This window comes from Rheinheimera baltica, from assembly GCF_030731985.1.
GTDB lineage: Bacteria > Pseudomonadota > Gammaproteobacteria > Enterobacterales > Alteromonadaceae > Alishewanella > Alishewanella baltica.
In genome coordinates this window covers 1-21076 of the sequence record NZ_JAPJDY010000014.1, presented here as the reverse complement: position 1 = coordinate 21076, position 21076 = coordinate 1, and the positions used below count along the sequence as shown (strand labels likewise).

Below are 21076 nucleotides of genomic sequence, written 5' to 3'. Positions count from 1 at the left end.
ATGGCGGCAAAAGACCTATTTCAACCCGCGCAAATTAGACGTGCTGTAGCACAAAAAGCGGCGATAAGCCCTTTTGTGCTCTATCCAGCAGTATTAAGTGGTTTAGGGGTTGTTACCGGTGCGCTGTTTGGTTTTGGCGGCCTGGCGCTGGGTGTTGTTGGTTTTGGTGCTGCAACGGCGGTAACGGCATTTGCCACCGAATTTGGCTGGCGTCGAGATGAGCATGCCAAAAACATTTTAATGCAAGCCACGCGCAAGATGGAGCAACGCCGTCAACACGTCATTAGCAGTATCAAACAAGAGTTGGCCGGGCTGGATTTGCCGTTAGCAGCAGAGCAAGTGGATACCTTTGATGTGAAGTTCTCCACTTTTGTTGCTGTGTTAGCTGATAGGTTTGCCATAACAGAACTGACTTACGCCCGTTACTTGGGAGTAGCAGAGCAAGTGTATTTAAGTGGCTTGGATAATATACGCAATGCCATGATCGCGCAAAAGGCACTGGGTGCTATTAACGCCGACAGACTGCGGCAACGTATTGCTGGCCTGTCAGCATCGGCACCAGAGCGGCCTGCTTTGTTAAGCCGATTGGAAGGCTTTAACAGCACGTTGGCACAAATCAGCGAACTGTTGTTGTTGAACGAAAAAGCTTTAACCCAGCTGGATGATGTAACACAGCGTTTAGCCAGAACGAAAGTAGAGCGTGGTATGGCAGACTCAGATACAGAGTCTGCCATTGCTGAGTTGCATCGTCAGGGCCTGCGCCTGGCAGAATATGCCAGCCAATAAGCATTAATGGAGAGAGATATGACAACATCAGATGTAAGTGAAAATGCTGCATTGCAGGCCGTGACTGCCGACATGCTTAGCGCTGAAGTCGATACGCCAGCGCAGCAACAAGTGCCAGCTGATATTATTCAAGCTGCGGATCAGGTTGTTGCGCAGTTGTTTGCTGTTGATGTCGACAATGAAACGGCAAAGCAGCAAGCGGTACAATCTGTAGAAACCATGGGCTTAAAGCTACAGCAAGAAGCCTCGCGCCGTTCTGAGATTTTAAAACAGCCAATAGCAACATTGGCGCGCAACAGTGAAGATGGCGGGCCTGTGGCAAAGTCATTGCTGGACCTGCGTGACACAGTAGAAGACCTTGATCCGAATCAGTACGATTTTTCCATGTCAGGTTTACGGCGCTTGCTGTCGCTGGTCCCCGGCGTAGGCACCGCAATGCGGCGTTACTTTTCAAAGTTTCAGTCTGCCAGTGGCGTGATTGACAACATTATTGACGCTCTGGATAAAGGGGCAGAGCAACTGAAACGTGACAACATTACGTTGGCAGATGATCAGAAGTTTTTACAACAATTGACCAAAAAACTGGCTCAAGCCGTCGTGCTGGGCCAGCAAATTGATTTGAAGCTTAGTGCCAGGCTCAACGAGTTGCTAAAAGATGATCCGCGCTACGCGTTTATTGAGCAAGAACTGCTGTTCCCTTTGCGTCAGCGCATTATGGACTTGCAGCAACAGCAAGCCGTAGCACAGCAAGCTGTGCTCACCGTCGAAGTGATCATCCGTAACAACAAAGAGTTAATTCGTGGTGTGCAGCGAGCGCTGAATGTTACGGTAACGGCGCTGCAAACGGCGGTAACATTAGCGCTGGCATTAGAAAATCAGCGTATTACACTGGCTAAAGTTACTGCAGTTAACGAAACCACTAATAAGTTAATTGCTGGCACGGCCAGTAAATTACGCACCCAAGGGGTGGCTATCCATAAGCAAGCCGCTGCAACACAGCTAGATATTGCCGTGCTGCGCACAGCGTTTGCCGATATTGCTGCAGCATTGGATGACATTCAGCAGTTCCGCCGTGACGCCCTGCCACAGATGCAACAGAATATTACCGAGATGGAGCAGGCAAATCTTGCTAATGCAGAGCGTATTGAGTCTTTGTTAAAAGGCCGTGATTCGCAAGCCAAACTGGGTTTAGGCAGCCAGATTGATCAATTATTTGAGTTGGATAACAAGGAGTAACACCCGATGAAATTATTTCGTTCCGTTATACTGGGCACAGCGTTGCTGGCCAGTTGCAGTGCTTTGGCTGCGGATAAATTTAAAATGGCTTGGTCACATTACACAGGCTGGGAGCCGTGGGCTTACGCAGAAGAGTCTGGCATCCTGAAAAAATGGGCAGATAAATATGGTATAGAAATTGAGCTGACGTTGGTGAACGACTACGTTGAGTCGATCAATCTGTACACGGCGGGCCAGTTTGATGCCTGTACTATGACAAATATGGATGCGTTAACCATACCCGCTTCTGGTGGTATTGATTCTACAGCACTTATTATTGGCGACTACTCGGCAGGTAACGACGGTATTGTGATGCGCAATGCAAAAACTGTTGCCGATTTAAAAGGCAAAGATGTTTTACTGGTAGAGCTGTCGGTTTCACACTATTTATTAGCGCGCGCGTTGGAAATGCACGGTATGAGTGAGCGTGATATCCGCGTGGTAAATACCTCAGACGCTGATATTGCCTCAGCTTTTGTGGCACAAAAAGACGTTGCTGTTGTGACGTGGAATCCGCCACTGCAGCAAGTCAGACAGGTGAAAAATGCCAATTTACTGTTTGATTCTGCAAAAATTCCGGCAGAAATTCTCGATTTGACGCTGGTGAAAACCGCAGCGGATGAGCGGTTCAAAAAAGCGTTAACAGGTGCCTGGTATGAAACAATGGCAGTGATGAGTGGCGGCGGCAAAGCGCAGAAAGAGGCAATAAGCGCGATGGCACGCTCTGCCGGGTCAACGGATGCTGAATTTAATGCACAGTTGCAAACCACGCAGATGTTTTATCAGCCAGCCGATGCCGTTGCTGTGGCAACCAACAGCAAGCTCGCTGAGACCATGGACAGCGTAAGGCAATTCAGTTTTGCCAAAGGCCTGTTCGGTGTTGGTGCTAAAACGGTTGACCACGTGGGCATCAGTTTTGCGGACGGTAAGGTTTTAGGTAACAGCAAGAATGTAAAACTGCGCTTCGACGCCAGTTATATGGAGATGGCGCGTGACGGCAAATTATAAGCCGGTGCAGCCTGCGCGGTTGTTTGGTGTGCATGCCACACCACGCAACTGGCATAAGCTGGTATTGGGCCTGTTACCTTTTATATTGATCATTGCGCTGTATGCGTATGCTTCGCATGCACGAAAGTTGGACAACCCAGACGATAAACTGTTACCTGGTTTCAGTCAGATGGTAGAAGCCATGCAGCCGTTGGTCATGCAGCCAAGTCCGCGCAATGGCCAGTATGTTTTCTGGGCGGATACGCTATCGAGTTTAACGCGCTTAGCATTGGGTTGTAGTCTGGCCTTTGTTGCTGCGCTTTGGTTGGGGCTAAATATGGGCGCCTTTCGTGGTTTGGAGGCTAGCGCCAGCCCTTTTATTACCTTTATTTCTATGATTCCGCCGCTGGCATTACTGCCAATGCTGTTTATTACACTGGGTGTGGATGAGGTTGGCAAGGTAGCATTAATTTTTATCGGCACCTTTCCATTAATGACACGGGACGTATTTATTGCGACCAAAGCCATTCCAAGAGAGCAACTGGTAAAGACACTAACCTTAGGTGGTACGCAGTTGGCGTACTTATATCGTATTGCATTACCACAAATTATGCCGCGCGCATTGGATACGTTCCGGTTAAGTCTGGGCGCAGCCTGGTTGTTTTTAATCGCAGCTGAGGCGATTGCGTCGACGGATGGTTTGGGATATCGCATCTTCTTGGTGCGGCGTTATCTGGCGATGGATATTATTATTCCCTATGTAGCCTGGATCACCTTGATTGGCTTTTTACTGGATTGGGCTTTGCGCGTGTTGGCGCGGCGCTTATATCCTTGGTACGCCGGAGTAAATAGTAAGTGAATCAGAATAATAAGCTTAGTATCGAAGATGTCTATAAATCATACGGCAATAAGCTGGTACTCGATAATATCGATTTGAAAGTAGCTGCGGGTGAATTGTGTACTCTGGTTGGGCCCAGTGGTTGTGGTAAAAGTACCTTATTACGCTTGTTGTTAGGGCAAGAGTTTGCCGACGCGGGAAGCATTATAATTGATGGTGCACCGGCGCGTCACCCTGATCCGCATCGTGGCATTGTGTATCAAAAGTATTCGTTATTTCCACATATGACGGTGTTTGATAATGTTATGGCTGGCTCTAGGTTAAGTAAGCAAGCTTGGTATCTGCCGTGGAAGCGTGACAAAGACGATGAAGTATTTGCGATTAGTATGTTAGAGCGGTTGCGGCTGGTTGATGCCATGCGTAAATTTCCGCACGAATTATCCGGTGGCATGCAGCAGCGGGTTGCTATAGCCCAAGCGTTGATGAGCAAGCCGCCTTTGTTGTTGATGGACGAGCCTTTTGGCGCCTTAGACCCGGATACCCGCGAACAAATGCAGATCTATCTGATGGAGCTGCATGAAGAACACAAACTCACCATTTTCTTCGTTACCCACGATCTGGACGAAGCGTGTTATATCGGCACGAGGTTATTGGTGTTATCACAATATTATACGGATGACCGCGGTGAAGAGCCTACAGTGGCCCGGGGCGCAAAAATTGTCGGCGATTACCGTTTGGCACGAGAGGCATTGCCAACCACGGAAAAATCTAGCGCATATTTCAAAGCCTTCGTTGAACAGGTAAGAGCCAATGGCTTTAGCCCGAATAATCGTTGCCATGTGCGTGATTTCAACTTAAAACATCCTCACTCATTTCAAACTCTGACCCGGGAAGAAAACCAATCTTAATCTGCTTCACATAGCCGGCCTCATAGTTGGGTGTCATGGCTATGCAGCCTGCTATGCGGCTGGGATGCAGTGTTAGAGCGCTTTATAATGGCCGCGGTGTAATTAACGCAGGTTTTTGAATGACAGAGCTCGAAGGGGTTATAAAATTTCAGTTGGATTTTAGCCAGCAAACAGTGCTAACCACGGCTGATGTGCTGGAAATTAACAGCTGGCGCACTATTATGCTGCAGCTGGGGATGCTGGGCCAAACGCCAACGCGCTATGACAACTATGGTTTTGGCAATATCAGCCAGCGTTTTGGCAGTGATAATCAATTTATTATTAGCGGTACCCAAACCGGCGGCATTGCGAATATGGCAGCCAACGATTATGCGTTGGTAACCGCTTGTCAGCCTCAACAAAACCAGATAGCCGCCAGTGGGGCGACACAACCCTCCTCAGAGGCCATGACTCACGGCCAGTTGTATCAGCTTAGTAACAATATTAACTTTGTAATTCATGCTCACTGCCCGCAAATATGGCAGCTGGCGAGCAAACTTGGTTTACCTCAAACCCGGGCAGACGTGCCTTATGGTACCGTAGCCATGGCTGATGAAGTGGCACGGCTATTTGCAGAGACAAATGTATTACAGCAAGGCATTTTTACCATGGCCGGCCATGAAGATGGCGTGGTGGCCTTTGGTTGCAACGCTGAGCAAGCCGGGCAAAGGTTGATTGCGTGTTATGCGGTAGCGCTTGGTCTCGACATGGGCTCTGATTAACGAAATCACCCATTTATAGTTGGTAAATGCGGCAAGTACTCGCTAAAGTTTAGTAACCCATTTTTTTTTAGGCATTAAGGTTGTTGATGGATTTTCCTGAGCAAATTAAACAACAAACTTGCAGCGACTGCCTAAGCGGCCAATCCTTAGGTTTTCAAATCCGCATGGCATTTCAACCTATTATTGATTGGAAACACCAGGTTATTTGCGGTTATGAAGCGCTGGTGCGTGGCCCTGAAGGCCAGGGCGCGGGTTGGGTGTTTGAGCGTATCAACGACGACAATAAGTATTATTTTGACCAGGCTTGCCGAGTAAAGGCGATTGAAACTGCCGCTAAGTTGGGCTGTGGTACTTATCTGAATATCAACTTTTTACCCAATGCAGTATATAACCCGGAAACCTGTATAAAAGCGACGATTGAAGCAGCTGATTTATACGGGTTTGATTTAACCAAGCTGGTGTTTGAAGTTACCGAAGGCGAGCAAATTCCGGATAAAGACCATTTAAACCGGATATTCCGCAGTTATGCCAAACGTGGTTTTAAAACCGCCATTGATGACTACGGCTCAGGTTTTGCCACGCTCGACTGGCTGATTGAACTGCGGCCGCATATTTTAAAACTGGATATGCAGCTTATTCGCAATATTGAAGAAAACCCCGCTAAGCAATTTATTGTTGAGGAAACCATTGCCCAATGTGAACTGCAAGGCACTATGGTGCTGGCCGAGGGCGTGGAAACCAAGGCCGAGCTTGACTGTTTATTGGGGCTGGGTATTCGTTACTACCAGGGATACTATTTTGCCCGGCCAGAATTGGAAAAGTTAATTACTACTGCCGAGGTAACCGGGTTAATCTAAAGCAGTGCGCTGTTAATGTGAATATTGCTTATCGGTGTAACCAAGATACAGATTTATACTACAAAAAGGCCGCTATTGTTTGATAGCGGCCTTCTTTATCAGAAGTTGTAACTTACCTTGCCATACAGCAAGCGGCCAGAGCGGCCAAAGGGTGAATAGTTCGAAAACGATGTATTGCCGGTACCATTTAGCGACGTTGGAAACGCATCGGGGTATTGGTCAAATACGTTATCAATACCCACACTTAAACGCCAGCCGTCGGTAAGTTGCAGGCGGCCCTCAATATCCACCAGCGTTTTCGGGCTAAGCGTAAAGTCGCGCTCTGCTGAAGTTCCCGGTGTGAGTACTTCACCATAACGGGTGGCCCGCAGCGTAATGCCATATTGTTCCAGGCTCCAGTTTACAATAGCGCCAAGTTTGTTTTTTGGCGTGCCTTCTTCAAACGTCAGTACGTTTATACGGCCAAACAGCTCCGGTGCCGGGTCAAGTGCGCTAAGCTCTGCTGTTTCAGGTATTGCGGTAACATCGGTTGAGTTAACGTTTGCCACCATGGTGACATCAAAATCACCAGTCTTGTCGGTAGGCAGATTCCAATTTACCACCAGATCAAGCCCAGTGGTTTCGGTATCTACGCCATTGATAAAGAAGCGCCCGCCGCCTATGCCGATAAACCCCTGATCTACCAGGTACTGCCGTACGTTTGCCGCCGTCAGGTTTTCTGACAATACAATACGATCATCAATATTTATGCGGTAACCATCCAGGGTAATGGAGACATCCCCCAGCCGAAATACCGTACCCAAGGAGAAGTTGGTTGACTCTTCAGCATCCAGTGGCTTGGCCCCCAATGCCACCGCCACAGGGTTGTTTACCGGAAAGGTGGTAATATCAAAAGGCACACCGTTGATAAAGTTAGTCGAGGTGCTGGTAAAGTACTGTTGCTGCAGCGACGGCGCCCTAAAGCCATTTTGCATAGAACTGCGTAGGGCAAAACTGTCGGTAATGTCCCAGCGCAGTGCCAGCTTACCGGTTAGGTTGCTGCCAAAGTCAGAATAATCTTCTGCCCGCAGCGCCACCGAGCCCAATACCTGATCGGTAATATTGGCTTCCATATCAACAAACACACCTACCGAGTTGCGGCTTTCATCTACCTCATTTGCAGGCCGAAACCCCGGAAACACCTGAGCACCACTTTGGGTAGGGTTACCATTTGGTAGCAGCACACCGCCGTTGCGATAGGAGTCTGGCTCACCGGCAAAGATACTGTAGCTCTCGCGGCGTACTTCAAGCCCTGTCGCAATATTGACCGGTGACGCTAATGCAGCAACATCAAAGCTGGTTACCGCAGAAAAATTACCCACCAGCTGGTCGTAGTCAAAACCACCGGCATCAAATACCGTTTTGCTGGTAGGGCCAATTGAGCGGTTTACCGTGTTTTCAATGGTAAATTCCATCTGGTTATAGCCATATACCACAGAGGCATCAAAGCTCCAGTCACCACTATCCCATTCGTAGCCTACAGCGGCACTGCTGTCTGTTACATCTGGCGCAATAATTGGCAAAAAACCATCGGGGTGTACTTCAATGACATTTCTATCATCCTGTGCCCGCCGATAAAAGCCGCCCGATTTTGCTGCTCTGTCCTGATAACTAAACCAGCTGTATAGTTTGCCTGGGCCAACATTAAGCCCGGCATTCACAAATAATGTCATTTGCTCTAACTGTGGTTCGCCATACCAGGCGTTAAAGCGTTCAATGGTTTGCTCCCTTGGATCGAATTCATCGTTTATCTTTGGGTACTGCTGGCGGTAATCCCAGCCGCCGCGTTCGGTACGTTCGGCGTCTTTGTATTCTGCCGACACCGTAACAAAGCCTTTGCCGTCTAGATCAAAGCCTTTCCAGCCGGAAAATGTCAGGGTTTCACCGTCGGTCAGTGAGCGCGACACCGGGTTAGGTGAGCTCCAGGTAGCGCCGGCAGGGGGCGCTGAGGTAGGAGTGCTATAGCTGGTGTCACGTACACCGTACGATACCGTTACGTTGCCACCTTCGCTGGCTTCACGCAGCCGGATGTTTAATACCCCGGCAATGGCGTCAGAACCATACTGCGCTGAGGCGCCATCCCGTAGCACTTCAACCGCTTTAATGGCGGCTGTAGGAATGGTATTTAAATCCACCGCAGACGAGCCTCGGCCCACGGTGCCATTAACGTTAACCAAAGAGGCGGCGTGGCGGCGTTTTGAATTAACTAACACCAGTGACTGATCCGGTGATAAACCACGTAACGTTGCCGGTCTAATGGTGTCTGTGCCATCTGCCAGCCCCGGACGGGGAAAGTTAAACGAGGGCAATGCCACCGACAGTGCTTGGTTTAGCTCGGTATTACCCGCACGTTCCAGTACGTCAGCCCCAACAATGTCAATGGGTACTGCGGTATCAGACACGGAACGGCCCGCCACGCGGGTGCCGGTAACAACAATTTGTTCTATTTTCTCATCAACTGAAGCCTCTGCATTATCATCTTGCTGTGCATAAGCATGCCCCGCGCCCAGCGCAGTTGCCAGCGCCAATGTGAGTGCAGCAGGTTTAAAAGCGCGCATAGTGTTCTCCATATATTATTGTTGTGCCCCGGATTTATATTGTGTTGCAGTTAACTGCCTGTTCTGCAAGCACCTGTTAAGGTGATATAACTGTAGCGCATATTGGCAAAAGTGTTATAGCATAGCCATCCAGATGGCTTATATGCGACTAAAGTAGATAGGGTTCACAAGGCAGGTACAAAAATGAAAAAAGACACTCAGCTGATACACGCGGGTCGGTCCAAACAATACTGTGGCAATGTGGTAAACCCGCCAGTCGTTCGCGGTTCTACCATCGTGTTTGATACCTTTGCCGAGCTAAAGCATGCCACAGTGAACCGTGGTAATAGAGTGCCGTTTTATGGCCGCCGCGGTACCGACACCCATTTTGCACTGCAACAAGCCATTTGCGAACTGGAAGGTGGCGCAGGTTGTGCGCTATACCCCTGCGGTGCTGCCGCCGTAAGTGGGGCACTGCTAGCGTTTTTAACCAGCGGTGATCATCTGTTAATGGTTGACAGTGCGTATGAGCCAACCCGGGCACTGTGCGACAAAGTGCTGGCGGGCTACGGAATTGAAACCACCTACTACGACCCACAAATAGGCGCCGCCATTGCCAGCCTTATCCGGCCCAATACCAAAGTTATTTTTCTGGAGTCGCCTGGCTCTCTTACCTTTGAAGTGCAAGATATTCCGGCAATCTGCGCGGTGGCACAGCAGCATGATATTGTTACCATCCTCGACAATACCTGGGCCTCTCCTGTTTTATGTCAGCCGTTTGCGCTGGGCGTAGACGTGTCGGTGCAATCGGCCACGAAATACATTGTCGGCCATTCTGATGTTATGCTGGGCACTGCCAGCGCCAATGAGAAACGTTGGCCACAACTGCGCGAACACAGCTATTTGCTGGGATACTGCGCCTCGGCCGATGACGCCTATACCGCACTGCGCGGTTTACGTACCTTGTCGGTGCGGCTAAAGCAGCATGAACAAAGCGCACTTAAGGTGGCTAATTGGCTGGCACAGCGCCCCGAGGTAGCAACCGTATTGCATCCGGCGCTGGCAACACATGCTGGCAACGCCATTTTTAACCGCGATTTTAGTGGCAGTAACGGTTTATTTGCCTTTGTCTTAAAGCATGGCAGTCAGCAGCAGGTAGAAGCGTTTATCGAGGGTATGGCGCATTTTAAAATGGGCTTTTCCTGGGGCGGTTATGAGAGTTTAATTACTGCCACAATGAAGGTGCAAAACCTACGCACTGCCACTACCTGGCCTTACAGCGGGCCGTTAATCCGCTTGCATATCGGCTTGGAAGATGTTGACGATTTAATTGCTGATCTTGACGCCGCCTTCACCCGGTTTGCGCAAGCCAGTTGAATCAGCGTTAACGGTACTGGCACGCGCAGCACGTTGGCGCGCATGTGTAACCGTCTTACGCTACCAATAATTGCCCTGCTGCTGTCCCGGCTATCAAAGGCCGGGAGTAGGGTGGAGAGTTAAATGCACTTTTCATCTTCATCAGATAAGTTAATGGCAAATAAAGCTAAAATGCCATTGATGATGTCTACCTTATCTTGTCGATGCACTTCACCCTTGCGCTCATTATTACTTTTTCTCTCTTGCTCTGATTCGTGAGCACCATTAACAAATTTACAGCCATTCTCGGCTACTTGGTGAGATGCACAGGAAGAAAGTGAAACCACAATTAAACACGGTAATATAAATTTACGCATAAACTTCTTATTTATTTAGCTTGTTATAGTGCACTACCATCAGTGACAAAACCCATAGATAACACCTGGCAGCATAATTAGGCTAAATGGGTTTAATACTCATGGCGCCATTGATAAAACCGTAAACTAAAACGTAATGTCATAGCAAAAAAGCTAATTTACAACAGTTTGCGCAATAAGGTGATAGTTTTTTAACGTAACAATAACGCCTTTGCACTGTCATGCTTAAAACAACTACGAGTAAAGCGCCACTTGCTCAAGCTGCGTTAATTTGTCATGCAAAAAGTTTCATTTCAATGACGCGGATCAGAGAGCGAAAAAATGATGATACCCCAGAATTGTTTGCTGAACTTTTCATCGCGTCAAGTGCTTGCTCATCTAACCAATATCCCCCGATCATTACACCTACCGGAAATTCCACGACAGCAACCTCTGTTAATGGGTCTTTGGGGAGCAGGATTAGATTTGCACGATATCCTGGTAAAATCATACCCGTTTTCTCGAAGCCAAGTATTTCAGCGCTTTGCCGGGTAGCCGTGTTTAATGCGGCAAAGGGAGACAAACCTGCAGCCACTAAAAGCTCCAGCTCGCGCGCTACCGATGCACCGGGAATAATACCAAAACTGCCACTATCAGTGCCGTTCAACAAAGGAACGCTGGCTTCATGTAACAGCCCGGTGGCGCTAAGAAAAAAATCGGCATGTGGCGCTTCATAAACGGATGCGTCAACCTGACGCCAATATTGTTGTGCGCTTTTGGAAAACCATGTCACAAGCGGATTAATCATCTCAGCACCAGGCCGGTTTAAATAAGCGCCTTGTGTTTGTGCAATTAATACCAGTCGTTTATGTGCATATAGTGTGGGTGTAACGGCCTCTCCAGATTCAGCAATCGCCGCGGCTAACAAGCGCATCTTTTGCTGATCTAATTTATCTCTTAAGCCATGCCAAACCAGGGTTTCTATGTGCTCAAACGTTGTAAAGCCTCGTCCAAGCGAGGCCTCCCAGGGGATTTCAAAGGGTGTAGAGTGAGGTATTCCTTTTGTTCTTGCACCTTCCGGTGAATGTCCGCTAACCGTCATGCCCAGGCTAGCCGTTTCATCAATAATGGCGTCAAAGGCTGCCCGGGTAAGGTTTGAATACACTTTGACATGCCGATATCCGTTGCTGTGTTGGGCACGAACGGCTAAACGCGCTTCTTCGGCGGTAGTCACGGTAGTTTGTAACACCAGCTCGTTGGGGCCGCGACTATTAAGAATGGGCCCAGTAGTTATAAAATCCGGCCCTAAGAGGTGTCCGTTCGCTATACGTTCCATTAAACGAAGATGAAATGGATAACCAGACATATTACGCAACCCTGTAACCCCGTGCGCCAGGTAGGCAGCCAGTTCGGCCTCATCGTTAAGATGGATATGCGCATCAATTAGCCCGGGCATTAACGTATATCCGCGGCCATCGATAATAAGGGCACCATCGGGGGCATTTATCTCACCTGCCGCCGCAATCTTGGTAATTTTATCGCCGATAACCAGCACAGCTTGCAAACTTTGCGTTACCGACGTTTCGTCAACCATCGAGAGCACGCGCACATTGTCAAAAAGTACGCCGCTTGGTTTAACTGTTTTAGGCTCAAGAGTATTTGGCAGGTCGTTGATGACAAACACTAACCATGCAGTTCCAGCAAGTAAACCAATACTGATAGCGACACCCATACGTTTTAACCATGTCGTCCAACTTTTGGTTAGCATTTAAATTTCCCTATGGCGTAATCTGGTAGGTTGCTGCTGTCTTCGGCAACAACATGCCTCTTTACAGTTCAGCATCGATAAACTGCTCTGATTACAAATGTTATCAGGGCTGATGCATGGTTTAAGCATAAAGCTCACGAGTGTTTATACCCAAATAAATTAGCAATGTAACTCCTGCCAGCGTTAATGCATAGCTTCTCAACATCCAATTTTGATGCGCTTGAACATTGCCAATCGAATTGGATGCCAGTTGATTGTAACCATGGCTTGCGAAAGGAATTCTGACTAACTCGACGTCTGCTTTGCTAACAGATCCTTGTTAGCAAAGCGGTACACAGACTGCGCAGGTACAAGACCGTCTTTTTCAGGCTCAATAGTAAGTGCAGCGGGTGCTTTGGTGTAAAAAACATAAACAATTTTATAGTTATCCATCAGGGTTGTCCCTTGACCTTGCTGGGCCGCTACCGGTAAAAACTGGTTTAGGCTTTTGCTTGTTTTTGGTTTTATTCGATTTTTCTATCATCTTATTATCACTCTTAGAAATTGTAACAGCATTATCAATCTTGTTTCGCTCGGCTCGTTTTATTTCTGAGACTTCCGTTGTTTTTTTAATAACCGTTATAGGCGTAGAAGAATCAGTCTCCTTAGCCTTTGTGGGGGCAGTAGTTTGTGCCTGAACCATTGGCATTAATAAAACAAGAACAACCGGTGAAATAGTTAAGATTTTTTAGAAAAGCTTCATGTGTGAAATATCCTTAATAATGCCCAGAAAAATATAGCGCATTAACGCAAGACATTAGGGTGGCGAACCGCGCTGTGCCTTGTTATGGAGCATTTACGACAAATGCCCTAAAAAGCAAAACCAGCGTAATTATGATAGCAATAATTCTGAGCACTGAGTAAACGACAGCCTTAGAACCTGAATTTTTGCGCGCCTTGTAGGCGCGATATTGAACATACATTGGCCAAGCTAATAACAAATTAAATAACCATGTAAATAGCAGTGCCAAATTGGGATCTATGGAACTGGTAAGCCCCATATAAGCTAAACCACCAAGTGGTAACAATGGCAATGAAATTAATGCACTAACCGTAAATGTCCAATTGCCAATAGTCGGAGCAATTAGAACTCCAATAGGGAAAATGGCGGCGTATAGCGCTAACCAGAAGAACTGCTGAATACTAAGTTTCCATGTCACTCGATTATGCTCCATAACGAGCCTGTAGAAAAACCTGCTGAGTGCACAGCTTTTCTACCCCGGCTATTCTGTTTATTATTTGTTACTGTAATGGTCTACCGCCAAACATGGCGCGTTGTTGGTCATCCGGCTCTGGCCTGGTGCTTCGGCAAGGTAACGATTTACCCGCCAGACAAATGCAGTTCATGGCGATTGCGTCAAGTACGCAGGCAGTGGACGGAAAAATGGGCTTTTTGCCCTGGGCCCTCCGTGGACTGACGGTGTTTAAAAAATCAGTAATCTTGTCGTGCGCTCATCCCAGTAAGCGAAGAGAACGGTTTGAACCTGTAGTTAGGTTTAGCTTACACAATCCATGTGACGGTGCCTGCGATACAAATTAATGGAGCGGATGCAATGATTAAAAATAAAAATAAAACTAGCTCCAAGTTCACTTTTATCTATTGTAGCTTTTGTTAGTGTTATTTTTTAATCATTTCATTTTTTATAAATAAATTTCATTGTTTTATGGGTTTTTGAGTCTTTTCATTGCAGCTTCTCTACACCCTAGCCTTATATATTCATCCTGGTGTTGACTTTTAAATCGATCGGGCTCCATCGCCCACACTCTAGATAACTGAACACATTTTTCATCTAATTGTTTAGAGTTAATTTTATTATTTTCTTTTTTCTTTGCATTGTTTTTGCCAGGGGACGCTTTAATATTTTCAGGTTGAGATGTGTTTGTAGTTCCAACTTCAATCTCTTTAACTTCTTGGCTTTCAGGTGCATCATTAATGTGTTGTGAAAAATGAACAGTTCCATCAGCATCCACCCATTTATAAATTTTAGCCTGAACATTATTAACAAATAAAAATAAAAATAAAAATAAAAATACCATATGTTTTTTCATGCAAGATCCTATAAAAATACTAACGCTACTAGCTGCGGCCGAAATTCGAGTAGCGGTTTTAGGTACAGGCCACGCAATGGACGATTGTGGCGTATTGTTAGCTACCATTTATCAATTCTTCAATTTGCTCTGGATTTTACAACATTTTTGTATCGCTACAACTATGTAAAACAAGTTTTTTTCCGTATTGCTCAAACACTATATATTGTTCACAAACTACTGCAATGGCTTCACATTCTGCGTTGTGGGTGGCAGCTGAAAAAAACACAGATTGGTCAGGTTTACCTTTAAGTACTTCTACTTCCTGGGCAATTAGTTGGCTTTCAACGACTTCATCAGGTGTGACTGATGCAGAAATTACACGCCCAACATAATCTGATCTTTCGAAAGCACGATTTATAGGCACTTCAGAACATGAGCATCCTAAAGCTGAGCTTGAAGTGCCTTGGCTTTCTAATGTCATCGATTGGAAAGAGCGAACTAGATGAAAACCGATAGCGCCTTCAGGGGAAAGCTTAAAAGTGATTAAGCAGAAGTCAGCAGGCGGCATAGTAACCAAACGCTCATCGTAATAGTTGGGACACGGTGTGAAGGCCTGAACCTGAAAATCAATTAGGAGCCTGTGCAGCTCACTTGTTTCGTATCCGACCGGACTTAGGATCAGTGGCGCAAAATCAGAAGCCATAATTGGGGCATGAAGGAGCTGATCGGCCATCATGCTTTAAACATTTTCAGGAAACGCCCTGTGCGGAGCGGCATGCAGGGTGTTGTGGGGGCTGGAGGCTAGAAACCTCCGGCTACCCGATTATGCACTGGACAGCAAAATGACCAACATGCCATATGTGAGCTGAAAAAACATCGCGATAACTATAAAACTACCAATTACGTAATTAGGTACCTTATTTTTCAGGATGTACCATGCAAGCGACATTTGAGCTATAGCCTGCATGGCAGCGATGCCAACGAAGTGACGCAACTGCCACAAAGTAGCCTCTAAGTCTGGCATAGATGCCTTGTACGTAATAAAGAAGGGGAAAACATTTAGAAATATAACGGCTATGAATATGCCCTTCTTCCGCCAGTCAGCCAAATCCGTTGCCAACAATTCCTCTTTGATCTTGTTCAATGCTTCTCACCGTGTGGTTGCATAACGTATTACGAATGGCCTGCCGCAGCGCAGCGTAGGCAGTCCCGAGGAGGCCACGCTGTTTGTGGCCGGAACGAAATTTAGTAACTTGTTAGCTTCGATCATACTTCGTACTTGCTTCTTTTTGTTCCGATTTATTTAAATACCAAACTGCTATAACGGAACCAATAATGAAACTTAATGAATGCCCGGGTTTAGGGTAACCTGCGGTTTTAAGATCTAAATACAGTGCTGGCAAAATAGCAAAGAGGATAGCAGCTAAAAGTATGTATTCGCGCCTAAACTTAACTGTATAAAAAACTAGCGCAAAACCCGCAAAGCCTAATGCGGCTTGCGAAGCGCCTGTGCCGGTATTCCAAGGCGGCGATCCAAATTGTGTTGTAAATAGAGTTCCTATAGCTCCCGCAAATAGCCAAATGGATAGCGTATATCTAAATCCAATTTTACGCTCCAGAAGAACGCCTAAGAACATTATAGATAAAACGTTATACATCATATGCTTCTGATGGACATGAACAAACTGCGCAGTTATAAATCGCCATATCTCAAATTCTTTGATGCTTTCAACTGTTAGACCGCCATAATCAGCAAGATAAATAATTCGGGATTTACCGAGTATTGAGCCTGATATTTGGTAAGCCACAAAAAAAGAAACGCATACCGTTAAAATACATATGGCAATAGTAAAAAATGGTTTGTAATTAGAATTCATACTTCTTCCTGAAGCTAACGCTCAAAGCAAGCGCGCGGTAGGCGTCGCCTTGCCTTTGCTTGTTAGCAGCAACCAAATAAACTTGCGCGGCACTGCCGCACTGGCGAAGCTGAACAAGTGCACCACTGTGCAAATTTAAAACTACACCGGCCAGCTGCGATACGGCGAGCCAACCGGAACCTGTAAAACTACTGAGCGAAGCCAAGAAGAACAACGCTACAGCCACCACCGTTTGCAGCAAGCCCGCAAACTGGCGGACTTTAACTTGTGGCGCTGCCGCTAAGAACACGAAACGCGAGCAGAGCCGGAATAAAACTACTGACTGAAACCGTTAAAACCCCGAACACCTGCTAACGCCGCAAGCAGCGGCGAGCGTTAGCGAGTCCAGCACCAAAGGTGCGATGCTGACTTACCTTGTTAGCAATGTTGGTCAAAGCATACTCCGATTACAGTAAGTTGCCTTTTCAAACTCACTGATATTCATAGCAATATTTGGAACATGCGGAAATATTGCCACTAGCCTCTCAACAACCGATTGTGACAACTTAGCTCGTTGCTCAGTGGTGCGACCTTGCATAATGCTCGAAAATACGTGGATGAAAAGCTCACGTTTCCCACCCACCGAATATTTACTGTAGGGGTTTATCCGAACTTTAATATCACCGATATCAAACAAATCAGAGGCAACAGCAACCAAGTGAATTTGTTCAGTAATATATTCCTCAGAATGGCTTTCCAATATCTCGACTGAGCAATCGACTACAAAATGTGGCATCTATCTTCCTATATGCACTGAATTGCTAACGCCCAAATTTAGCGCGGAGAGCCGCGCAGCGGGTTGACGTCGCAGCCCATGCGAAGCATGGGCGATTAAGATTTGCTTGTTAGCCGTATTTGCCAACATGCAGCGCCAATTGTGCGAATTTAAAATTGCGACAGCGCTATAGTAAAACTGGCCAGCAAAACCTACCATTGCTCCAAGGCACTTAACGTTTCAGGCTTTCGACAACGTGCGTTTAAATTCTTGCCCATCTTCGCCGAAAGAAAGCATTTTCACTGCAACTACTTTGTTGTCTTTGTATACAGCCTGCAACCTTGCGCTTGAAAATGCTTTAAAAATGATCGTTTCCCGATCAATCAATTCGATTTCAAAAGGTCGATCATCAGCGTGTTGATAGAATACTTTCCCATCTTCTTTATAAATTTTACGTTCGCCATATTGACCCGTTATAAGGTTTATATCTTCTTGCTTAACAACATACCGATTCGATTCGGCTTTCACGAGCGGATAAACCCATTGATGTAGTTTAATGTTGTCCGAACCTTTTTTTATAAGAGTATTTAACACATCTGCATAGGCCACATTAAATGCATTGTCACTGACTGCTTCTATATTGGGAGTTACGCCTTTTCGCTCCCAGTTATCATTTGTCCTTGGATCAACAGGTCGAAGCCTTGGTAAAGTAAGGATGTAATCCTTATTGATGATTTCTGCTCTTCTGGCATGGGCAGCACCTGCAGTGACTTCGCCAACGACTGTTGCCCTAGATAAATTCTTCATAGAATAACTAAAAGATTCTGCCGCCGATGCAGAGTTGTGACTGGTTAAAATATACAGTGGCGTATCTTTAAACCGCGGACCAGGCACATAAGGTGAAGTCCAATCTTGTACTTGGGTTAATCGTCCGTTTTCACGGCTTTCAAAGGTCAATAAGTGAACAGTGTCCATATCAAAAAAGTAGCTGGCCAATGTGTTTACCATAAAGGGGCTGCCACCAAAATTGTTTCTTAAATCGATAATAATGCCATCAGCATGCTGTAAAAACTTCATCGCACTTTCAAGTGTTGCGCCGCCCAAATGGCTATCAGAGAACATTCTTATATCAAGGTAACCTATATTACCTTCGAGCATTTCAACCTTTTTAAAACCATAATTATCCGTCGGTGTTTCCATAACGCGGCGATCTGAAACTGCTGTATTTTGTTCTGATGCTCGATATTCTTTCAGCTCTTTTACCCACTGTGGATCATATACAACAGAGAGATGTTTATCATTGGCGATTTTATTGAGTTCTATGGTCGTAAAATCAGCAATTTTTTCAGCGGATTTTTGCTTGCTACAGCGGCTAAGGAAATCTTTGGAGTTTAATAACTGAGACATCTTTGTTGCTGTTGCTTCAATCACGTAGGCATCCTGAAGCTTTTTAGCGACAACTTTTGAGACATCACTGCAATCAGTTGCATTGGCTGCACCACAAAAGGCAATTAAATTGATTATCAGTGGTTTATAAAATCTTTTACTCATACTCTTCCCTGCAATTTAATTATTTTTCTATAACTTAAATGTTGAAACAACGCGGCAATTTTCAGTAGGGTTACATAAGTTGCTAACGCCCGCATAAATTGCGGATAACAGTTGGCTAAAATAAGCGAAGAATGAGCGCCAGCCAACTGTTAGGCGTCAATTTTAATGCATTTGTTAGGTGTGCTAGTTCAATTCACCGAAACCGAAGTTACTCAATTCAAATCCATTTTCATTTTGCGTAAAATATAGCGCTAGATAAGCATGTTCATGAGCTCTAACCCAAACCTTATACACAGTTTTACTTTCTAGACTTATATACCCAATTTTCGAAAAACCATTCAACCACTGAGGCACAGATTCTTTCTTGTTACCCAGACAACTAAGATCAGAGCACATCATTGACAAAGTGATTAAGTCGCGAGCAGTAGCCTTCGAGATAAGGCCGATAATTTTAACGCCATCAACTTCTTGAGATGATGAGTTATTTGACTCACATCCAATAAATGTTAATGAGCATATTAAAATTAAACTCTTAAGTTTCATGTTTAGCCAGGCACCTAACGCCCCATTAAAAGGCTTTTAATTGTTGGTTATAATGTGTAGCGAAGCGGAACCTAACCAACTGTTAAAAGTCCTGCTTGAATGGCTTGTTATAGAGATACGCCCCAGTACCTTTTCTTAATGGACTCACCTTCAATTGGGATCCACTCTTCAGTATCTTTAGAAAACTGGACTGTATAGAGTATTTTGGGGATTTCAGTATTGGAAATGATAACACCACAACTAAAACCTACATTATTTACAGGGACGAAACTTAAAGAATCCCCATCCAAACTTTTTATATTTTCCAAATTTAGCTTTTCTAATTTTTCTAAAATTTTGACTTCATGTTTTGCGAGTTGAGTCTGTATTGACGCAAGTATGGTATCTTGATCTTGTGCAAAACATTTGAAACCTATAAGGATGAGGACACTTAAATATATTACATTCTTCATACTAGTTTCTATCTCTATAACGCCGCCAGCAGAGGCGCAGCTATGCTGCGTCCTGTTGGCTGGCCTTGTTAGCCATCGTTTGCTCAATCATTTTGTTACGTTTTACCCAAAATGCTATTGCGCCGATAGGTATTGTAAAAGTAAATATTAACGGAGCGAATTCGCTTGCGGCACTAGCACCAACACCTAGAAATTTTATTGTTGCGATTTTTGTGGCTATTTCGCCAGTAGTCCAATTCATTGCAACCGCACCAACACCAACAAACGATAACAAGTACCAGCGCCGCTTTTTCTCTATAGGGGTTCGATAAACAAAAACGCAAGTCACAATCATGAATATTGGAGTGACGATTGTTAGAACTAATATTAAAACCTTAGGCATACTTAATTCTGCGTTACCAAATGAATTTAATACCTTTTGTGATTCATTAGTGCGGTAAACATTAATTCCAGTTACCAAAAGTTTTCCATCTTGCTTCGTCATGGAAACGCTTGATATTGACCAATCTACTTTAAATTTAGATTCAAACGAAAAATTCGCCGACCAAACATCATTGAATGTGCGAACATTGGAACCCATTAATTCGGTCTTTAGAGGCTCACCTTCAGGGAAAAAGCCGGATAATTTATCCAGTTCTTCAGCTGTTACCTTGGTAAGAAGTTCTGGATGCATTTGAGCTTTTATGTATTCATAATTCTTTAATCGAAGTTGATCTAAATATTCCTTGGCAAAAGATGACTCTTCTTTTGGAACTATCGATTCTTTCATATCTTCGTACGAACACCCCACCACAAATAATGCAACAATGATGGTTAATATATACTTCATTTGGTTGGTCTCTCCATGAGATGGCTAACGCCGTTTTAAGCGGCGAGAAACAGTTTGCTGTAATGTGAAACGAAGTGGAACCGAGCAAACTGTTACGAGTCCGACTTGAAAACCCTTGTTAGGTATCGTTTGCAAATATATCTATTCTAATTTTTTGCCACTCTTCCCAAACATTTTCGGAATCAATATCTGAGTAGCCTCTGTTCTCAGCCGTTGCCATTGCAACATCTTCTGGAACCACAACATATGAAGAAGAATCTTTAATTTTTAGAACCTCTGATTGCGTTAACTCACTCTCTTTTAATTCTTCAGCACGAATAAGGAGAGCGACTAAAGGGGGAATGTAATCCTTAACTTCTTTCATTGAATGCTTCCATCTTCCAGTTATCCTTGTAGATACCTAACGCAAAGCTTTGGGGCGGTTGGAGCGCAGCGTAAGCCGTCCCAGCCACGTAAGTGGCGACAACAGCGCCTTGATAATCATTGAGCCTTCTCCCCCAGCTTTGCCAGATTGGCTAAGCTGGAAGGCGAC

General features: G+C 45.5%; 23 protein-coding genes. 8 read left to right on the top strand and 15 right to left on the bottom strand.

Features of this window, described 5'->3' with window-relative positions; genetic code table 11:
* From ORJ00_RS18375 to ORJ00_RS18345, 7 genes are all read left to right on the top strand, one after another.
* Entirely contained in the window at positions 1 to 786 is a 786-nt protein-coding gene (locus ORJ00_RS18375) for a hypothetical protein (protein WP_027670983.1), read from the top strand.
* 18 nt (positions 787 to 804) lie between these two features.
* Entirely contained in the window at positions 805 to 2022 is a 1218-nt protein-coding gene (locus ORJ00_RS18370; protein WP_306140528.1) for a toxic anion resistance protein, read from the top strand.
* Between the two features lie 6 nt (positions 2023 to 2028).
* The gene (locus ORJ00_RS18365; protein WP_027670982.1) at positions 2029 to 3069 is read left to right on the top strand and encodes a putative urea ABC transporter substrate-binding protein; all 1041 of its coding nucleotides are present in this window, start codon (positions 2029 to 2031) and stop codon (positions 3067 to 3069) included.
* A complete protein-coding gene (locus ORJ00_RS18360; RefSeq protein WP_240474865.1) occupies positions 3053 to 3907 on the top strand; it encodes an ABC transporter permease in 855 nt (284 codons plus the stop codon). Before ORJ00_RS18365 ends, ORJ00_RS18360 begins: the two co-directional genes overlap by 17 nt.
* A complete protein-coding gene (locus ORJ00_RS18355; RefSeq protein ID WP_306140527.1) occupies positions 3904 to 4794 on the top strand; it encodes an ABC transporter ATP-binding protein in 891 nt (296 codons plus the stop codon). Before ORJ00_RS18360 ends, ORJ00_RS18355 begins: the two co-directional genes overlap by 4 nt.
* 119 nt (positions 4795 to 4913) lie before the next feature.
* Positions 4914 to 5555: a class II aldolase/adducin family protein gene (locus ORJ00_RS18350; RefSeq protein WP_306127092.1), complete on the top strand. Its 642-nt coding sequence runs from the start codon at positions 4914 to 4916 to the stop codon at positions 5553 to 5555.
* Between the two features lie 86 nt (positions 5556 to 5641).
* Positions 5642 to 6412: an EAL domain-containing protein gene (locus ORJ00_RS18345; protein ID WP_306127091.1), complete on the top strand. Its 771-nt coding sequence runs from the start codon at positions 5642 to 5644 to the stop codon at positions 6410 to 6412.
* A 98-nt stretch (positions 6413 to 6510) separates the two neighbouring features.
* Here the strand turns inward: ORJ00_RS18345 and ORJ00_RS18340 are convergent, their stop codons facing one another.
* Positions 6511 to 9009, bottom strand: a complete 2499-nt coding sequence (locus ORJ00_RS18340; RefSeq protein WP_306140526.1) for a TonB-dependent receptor plug domain-containing protein — start codon at positions 9007 to 9009, stop codon at positions 6511 to 6513.
* A 183-nt stretch (positions 9010 to 9192) separates the two neighbouring features.
* On the opposite strand from ORJ00_RS18340, the gene ORJ00_RS18335 reads away from it, so the two are divergent.
* Positions 9193 to 10365: a cystathionine beta-lyase gene (locus ORJ00_RS18335; RefSeq protein ID WP_306140525.1), complete on the top strand. Its 1173-nt coding sequence runs from the start codon at positions 9193 to 9195 to the stop codon at positions 10363 to 10365.
* 119 nt (positions 10366 to 10484) lie between these two features.
* Here the strand turns inward: ORJ00_RS18335 and ORJ00_RS18330 are convergent, their stop codons facing one another.
* From ORJ00_RS18330 to ORJ00_RS18265, 14 genes are all read right to left on the bottom strand, one after another.
* Positions 10485 to 10721 carry a hypothetical protein gene (locus ORJ00_RS18330; RefSeq protein WP_306127088.1) on the bottom strand — a complete coding sequence of 79 codons (237 nt, stop codon included), beginning with the start codon at positions 10719 to 10721 and terminating at the stop codon, positions 10485 to 10487.
* A 274-nt stretch (positions 10722 to 10995) separates the two neighbouring features.
* Positions 10996 to 12468, bottom strand: a complete 1473-nt coding sequence (locus tag ORJ00_RS18325) for an amidohydrolase family protein (RefSeq protein WP_306140524.1) — start codon at positions 12466 to 12468, stop codon at positions 10996 to 10998.
* 424 nt (positions 12469 to 12892) lie between these two features.
* Positions 12893 to 13156 (bottom strand): hypothetical protein, encoded by a 264-nt coding sequence (locus ORJ00_RS18320; RefSeq protein WP_305977854.1) that lies wholly within the window; start codon positions 13154 to 13156, stop codon positions 12893 to 12895.
* A 136-nt stretch (positions 13157 to 13292) separates the two neighbouring features.
* Positions 13293 to 13667, bottom strand: a complete 375-nt coding sequence (locus ORJ00_RS18315) for a hypothetical protein (protein WP_305977853.1) — start codon at positions 13665 to 13667, stop codon at positions 13293 to 13295.
* A 502-nt stretch (positions 13668 to 14169) separates the two neighbouring features.
* Positions 14170 to 14556, bottom strand: coding sequence for a DUF4124 domain-containing protein (locus ORJ00_RS18310; RefSeq protein WP_306127085.1), 387 nt, complete (start codon positions 14554 to 14556; stop codon positions 14170 to 14172).
* A gap of 136 nt (positions 14557 to 14692) precedes the next feature.
* The gene (locus ORJ00_RS18305) at positions 14693 to 15274 is read right to left on the bottom strand and encodes a hypothetical protein (RefSeq protein ID WP_306127084.1); all 582 of its coding nucleotides are present in this window, start codon (positions 15272 to 15274) and stop codon (positions 14693 to 14695) included.
* Between the two features lie 87 nt (positions 15275 to 15361).
* On the bottom strand, positions 15362 to 15682 hold the full coding sequence (locus tag ORJ00_RS18300) for a hypothetical protein (protein ID WP_306127083.1): 321 nt from the start codon (positions 15680 to 15682) through the stop codon (positions 15362 to 15364).
* A gap of 112 nt (positions 15683 to 15794) precedes the next feature.
* Positions 15795 to 16415, bottom strand: coding sequence for a rhomboid family intramembrane serine protease (locus ORJ00_RS18295; RefSeq protein ID WP_305977318.1), 621 nt, complete (start codon positions 16413 to 16415; stop codon positions 15795 to 15797).
* Positions 16405 to 16704 (bottom strand): hypothetical protein, encoded by a 300-nt coding sequence (locus ORJ00_RS18290; protein ID WP_306140523.1) that lies wholly within the window; start codon positions 16702 to 16704, stop codon positions 16405 to 16407. The genes ORJ00_RS18295 and ORJ00_RS18290 overlap by 11 nt, the downstream gene beginning before the upstream one ends.
* Before the next feature lie 141 nt (positions 16705 to 16845).
* Entirely contained in the window at positions 16846 to 17190 is a 345-nt protein-coding gene (locus ORJ00_RS18285) for a 5-carboxymethyl-2-hydroxymuconate Delta-isomerase (RefSeq protein ID WP_306140522.1), read from the bottom strand.
* Between the two features lie 219 nt (positions 17191 to 17409).
* Positions 17410 to 18720 (bottom strand): S41 family peptidase, encoded by a 1311-nt coding sequence (locus tag ORJ00_RS18280; RefSeq protein WP_305977733.1) that lies wholly within the window; start codon positions 18718 to 18720, stop codon positions 17410 to 17412.
* A 650-nt stretch (positions 18721 to 19370) separates the two neighbouring features.
* Positions 19371 to 19715 carry a hypothetical protein gene (locus ORJ00_RS18275; RefSeq protein WP_305977753.1) on the bottom strand — a complete coding sequence of 115 codons (345 nt, stop codon included), beginning with the start codon at positions 19713 to 19715 and terminating at the stop codon, positions 19371 to 19373.
* 40 nt (positions 19716 to 19755) lie between these two features.
* A complete protein-coding gene (locus ORJ00_RS18270) occupies positions 19756 to 20544 on the bottom strand; it encodes a hypothetical protein (RefSeq protein WP_306140521.1) in 789 nt (262 codons plus the stop codon).
* 118 nt (positions 20545 to 20662) lie between these two features.
* On the bottom strand, positions 20663 to 20908 hold the full coding sequence (locus ORJ00_RS18265; RefSeq protein WP_306140519.1) for a hypothetical protein: 246 nt from the start codon (positions 20906 to 20908) through the stop codon (positions 20663 to 20665).
* Positions 20909 to 21076 lie beyond the last annotated feature (168 nt).

Coding starts and splice junctions, on each gene's coding strand:
- ORJ00_RS18375 (WP_027670983.1), top strand. CDS start 1: ATGGCGGCAAAAGACCTATTTCAACCCGCGCAAATTAGACGTGCTGTA.
- ORJ00_RS18370 (WP_306140528.1), top strand. CDS start 805: ATGACAACATCAGATGTAAGTGAAAATGCTGCATTGCAGGCCGTGACT.
- ORJ00_RS18365 (WP_027670982.1), top strand. CDS start 2,029: ATGAAATTATTTCGTTCCGTTATACTGGGCACAGCGTTGCTGGCCAGT.
- ORJ00_RS18350 (WP_306127092.1), top strand. CDS start 4,914: ATGACAGAGCTCGAAGGGGTTATAAAATTTCAGTTGGATTTTAGCCAG.
- ORJ00_RS18345 (WP_306127091.1), top strand. CDS start 5,642: ATGGATTTTCCTGAGCAAATTAAACAACAAACTTGCAGCGACTGCCTA.
- ORJ00_RS18340 (WP_306140526.1), bottom strand. CDS start 9,009: ATGCGCGCTTTTAAACCTGCTGCACTCACATTGGCGCTGGCAACTGCG.
- ORJ00_RS18335 (WP_306140525.1), top strand. CDS start 9,193: ATGAAAAAAGACACTCAGCTGATACACGCGGGTCGGTCCAAACAATAC.
- ORJ00_RS18330 (WP_306127088.1), bottom strand. CDS start 10,721: ATGCGTAAATTTATATTACCGTGTTTAATTGTGGTTTCACTTTCTTCC.
- ORJ00_RS18325 (WP_306140524.1), bottom strand. CDS start 12,468: ATGCTAACCAAAAGTTGGACGACATGGTTAAAACGTATGGGTGTCGCT.
- ORJ00_RS18320 (WP_305977854.1), bottom strand. CDS start 13,156: ATGCCAATGGTTCAGGCACAAACTACTGCCCCCACAAAGGCTAAGGAG.
- ORJ00_RS18310 (WP_306127085.1), bottom strand. CDS start 14,556: ATGAAAAAACATATGGTATTTTTATTTTTATTTTTATTTTTATTTGTT.
- ORJ00_RS18305 (WP_306127084.1), bottom strand. CDS start 15,274: ATGATGGCCGATCAGCTCCTTCATGCCCCAATTATGGCTTCTGATTTT.
- ORJ00_RS18295 (WP_305977318.1), bottom strand. CDS start 16,415: ATGAATTCTAATTACAAACCATTTTTTACTATTGCCATATGTATTTTA.
- ORJ00_RS18285 (WP_306140522.1), bottom strand. CDS start 17,190: ATGCCACATTTTGTAGTCGATTGCTCAGTCGAGATATTGGAAAGCCAT.
- ORJ00_RS18280 (WP_305977733.1), bottom strand. CDS start 18,720: ATGAGTAAAAGATTTTATAAACCACTGATAATCAATTTAATTGCCTTT.
- ORJ00_RS18275 (WP_305977753.1), bottom strand. CDS start 19,715: ATGAAGAATGTAATATATTTAAGTGTCCTCATCCTTATAGGTTTCAAA.
- ORJ00_RS18270 (WP_306140521.1), bottom strand. CDS start 20,544: ATGAAGTATATATTAACCATCATTGTTGCATTATTTGTGGTGGGGTGT.
- ORJ00_RS18265 (WP_306140519.1), bottom strand. CDS start 20,908: ATGAAAGAAGTTAAGGATTACATTCCCCCTTTAGTCGCTCTCCTTATT.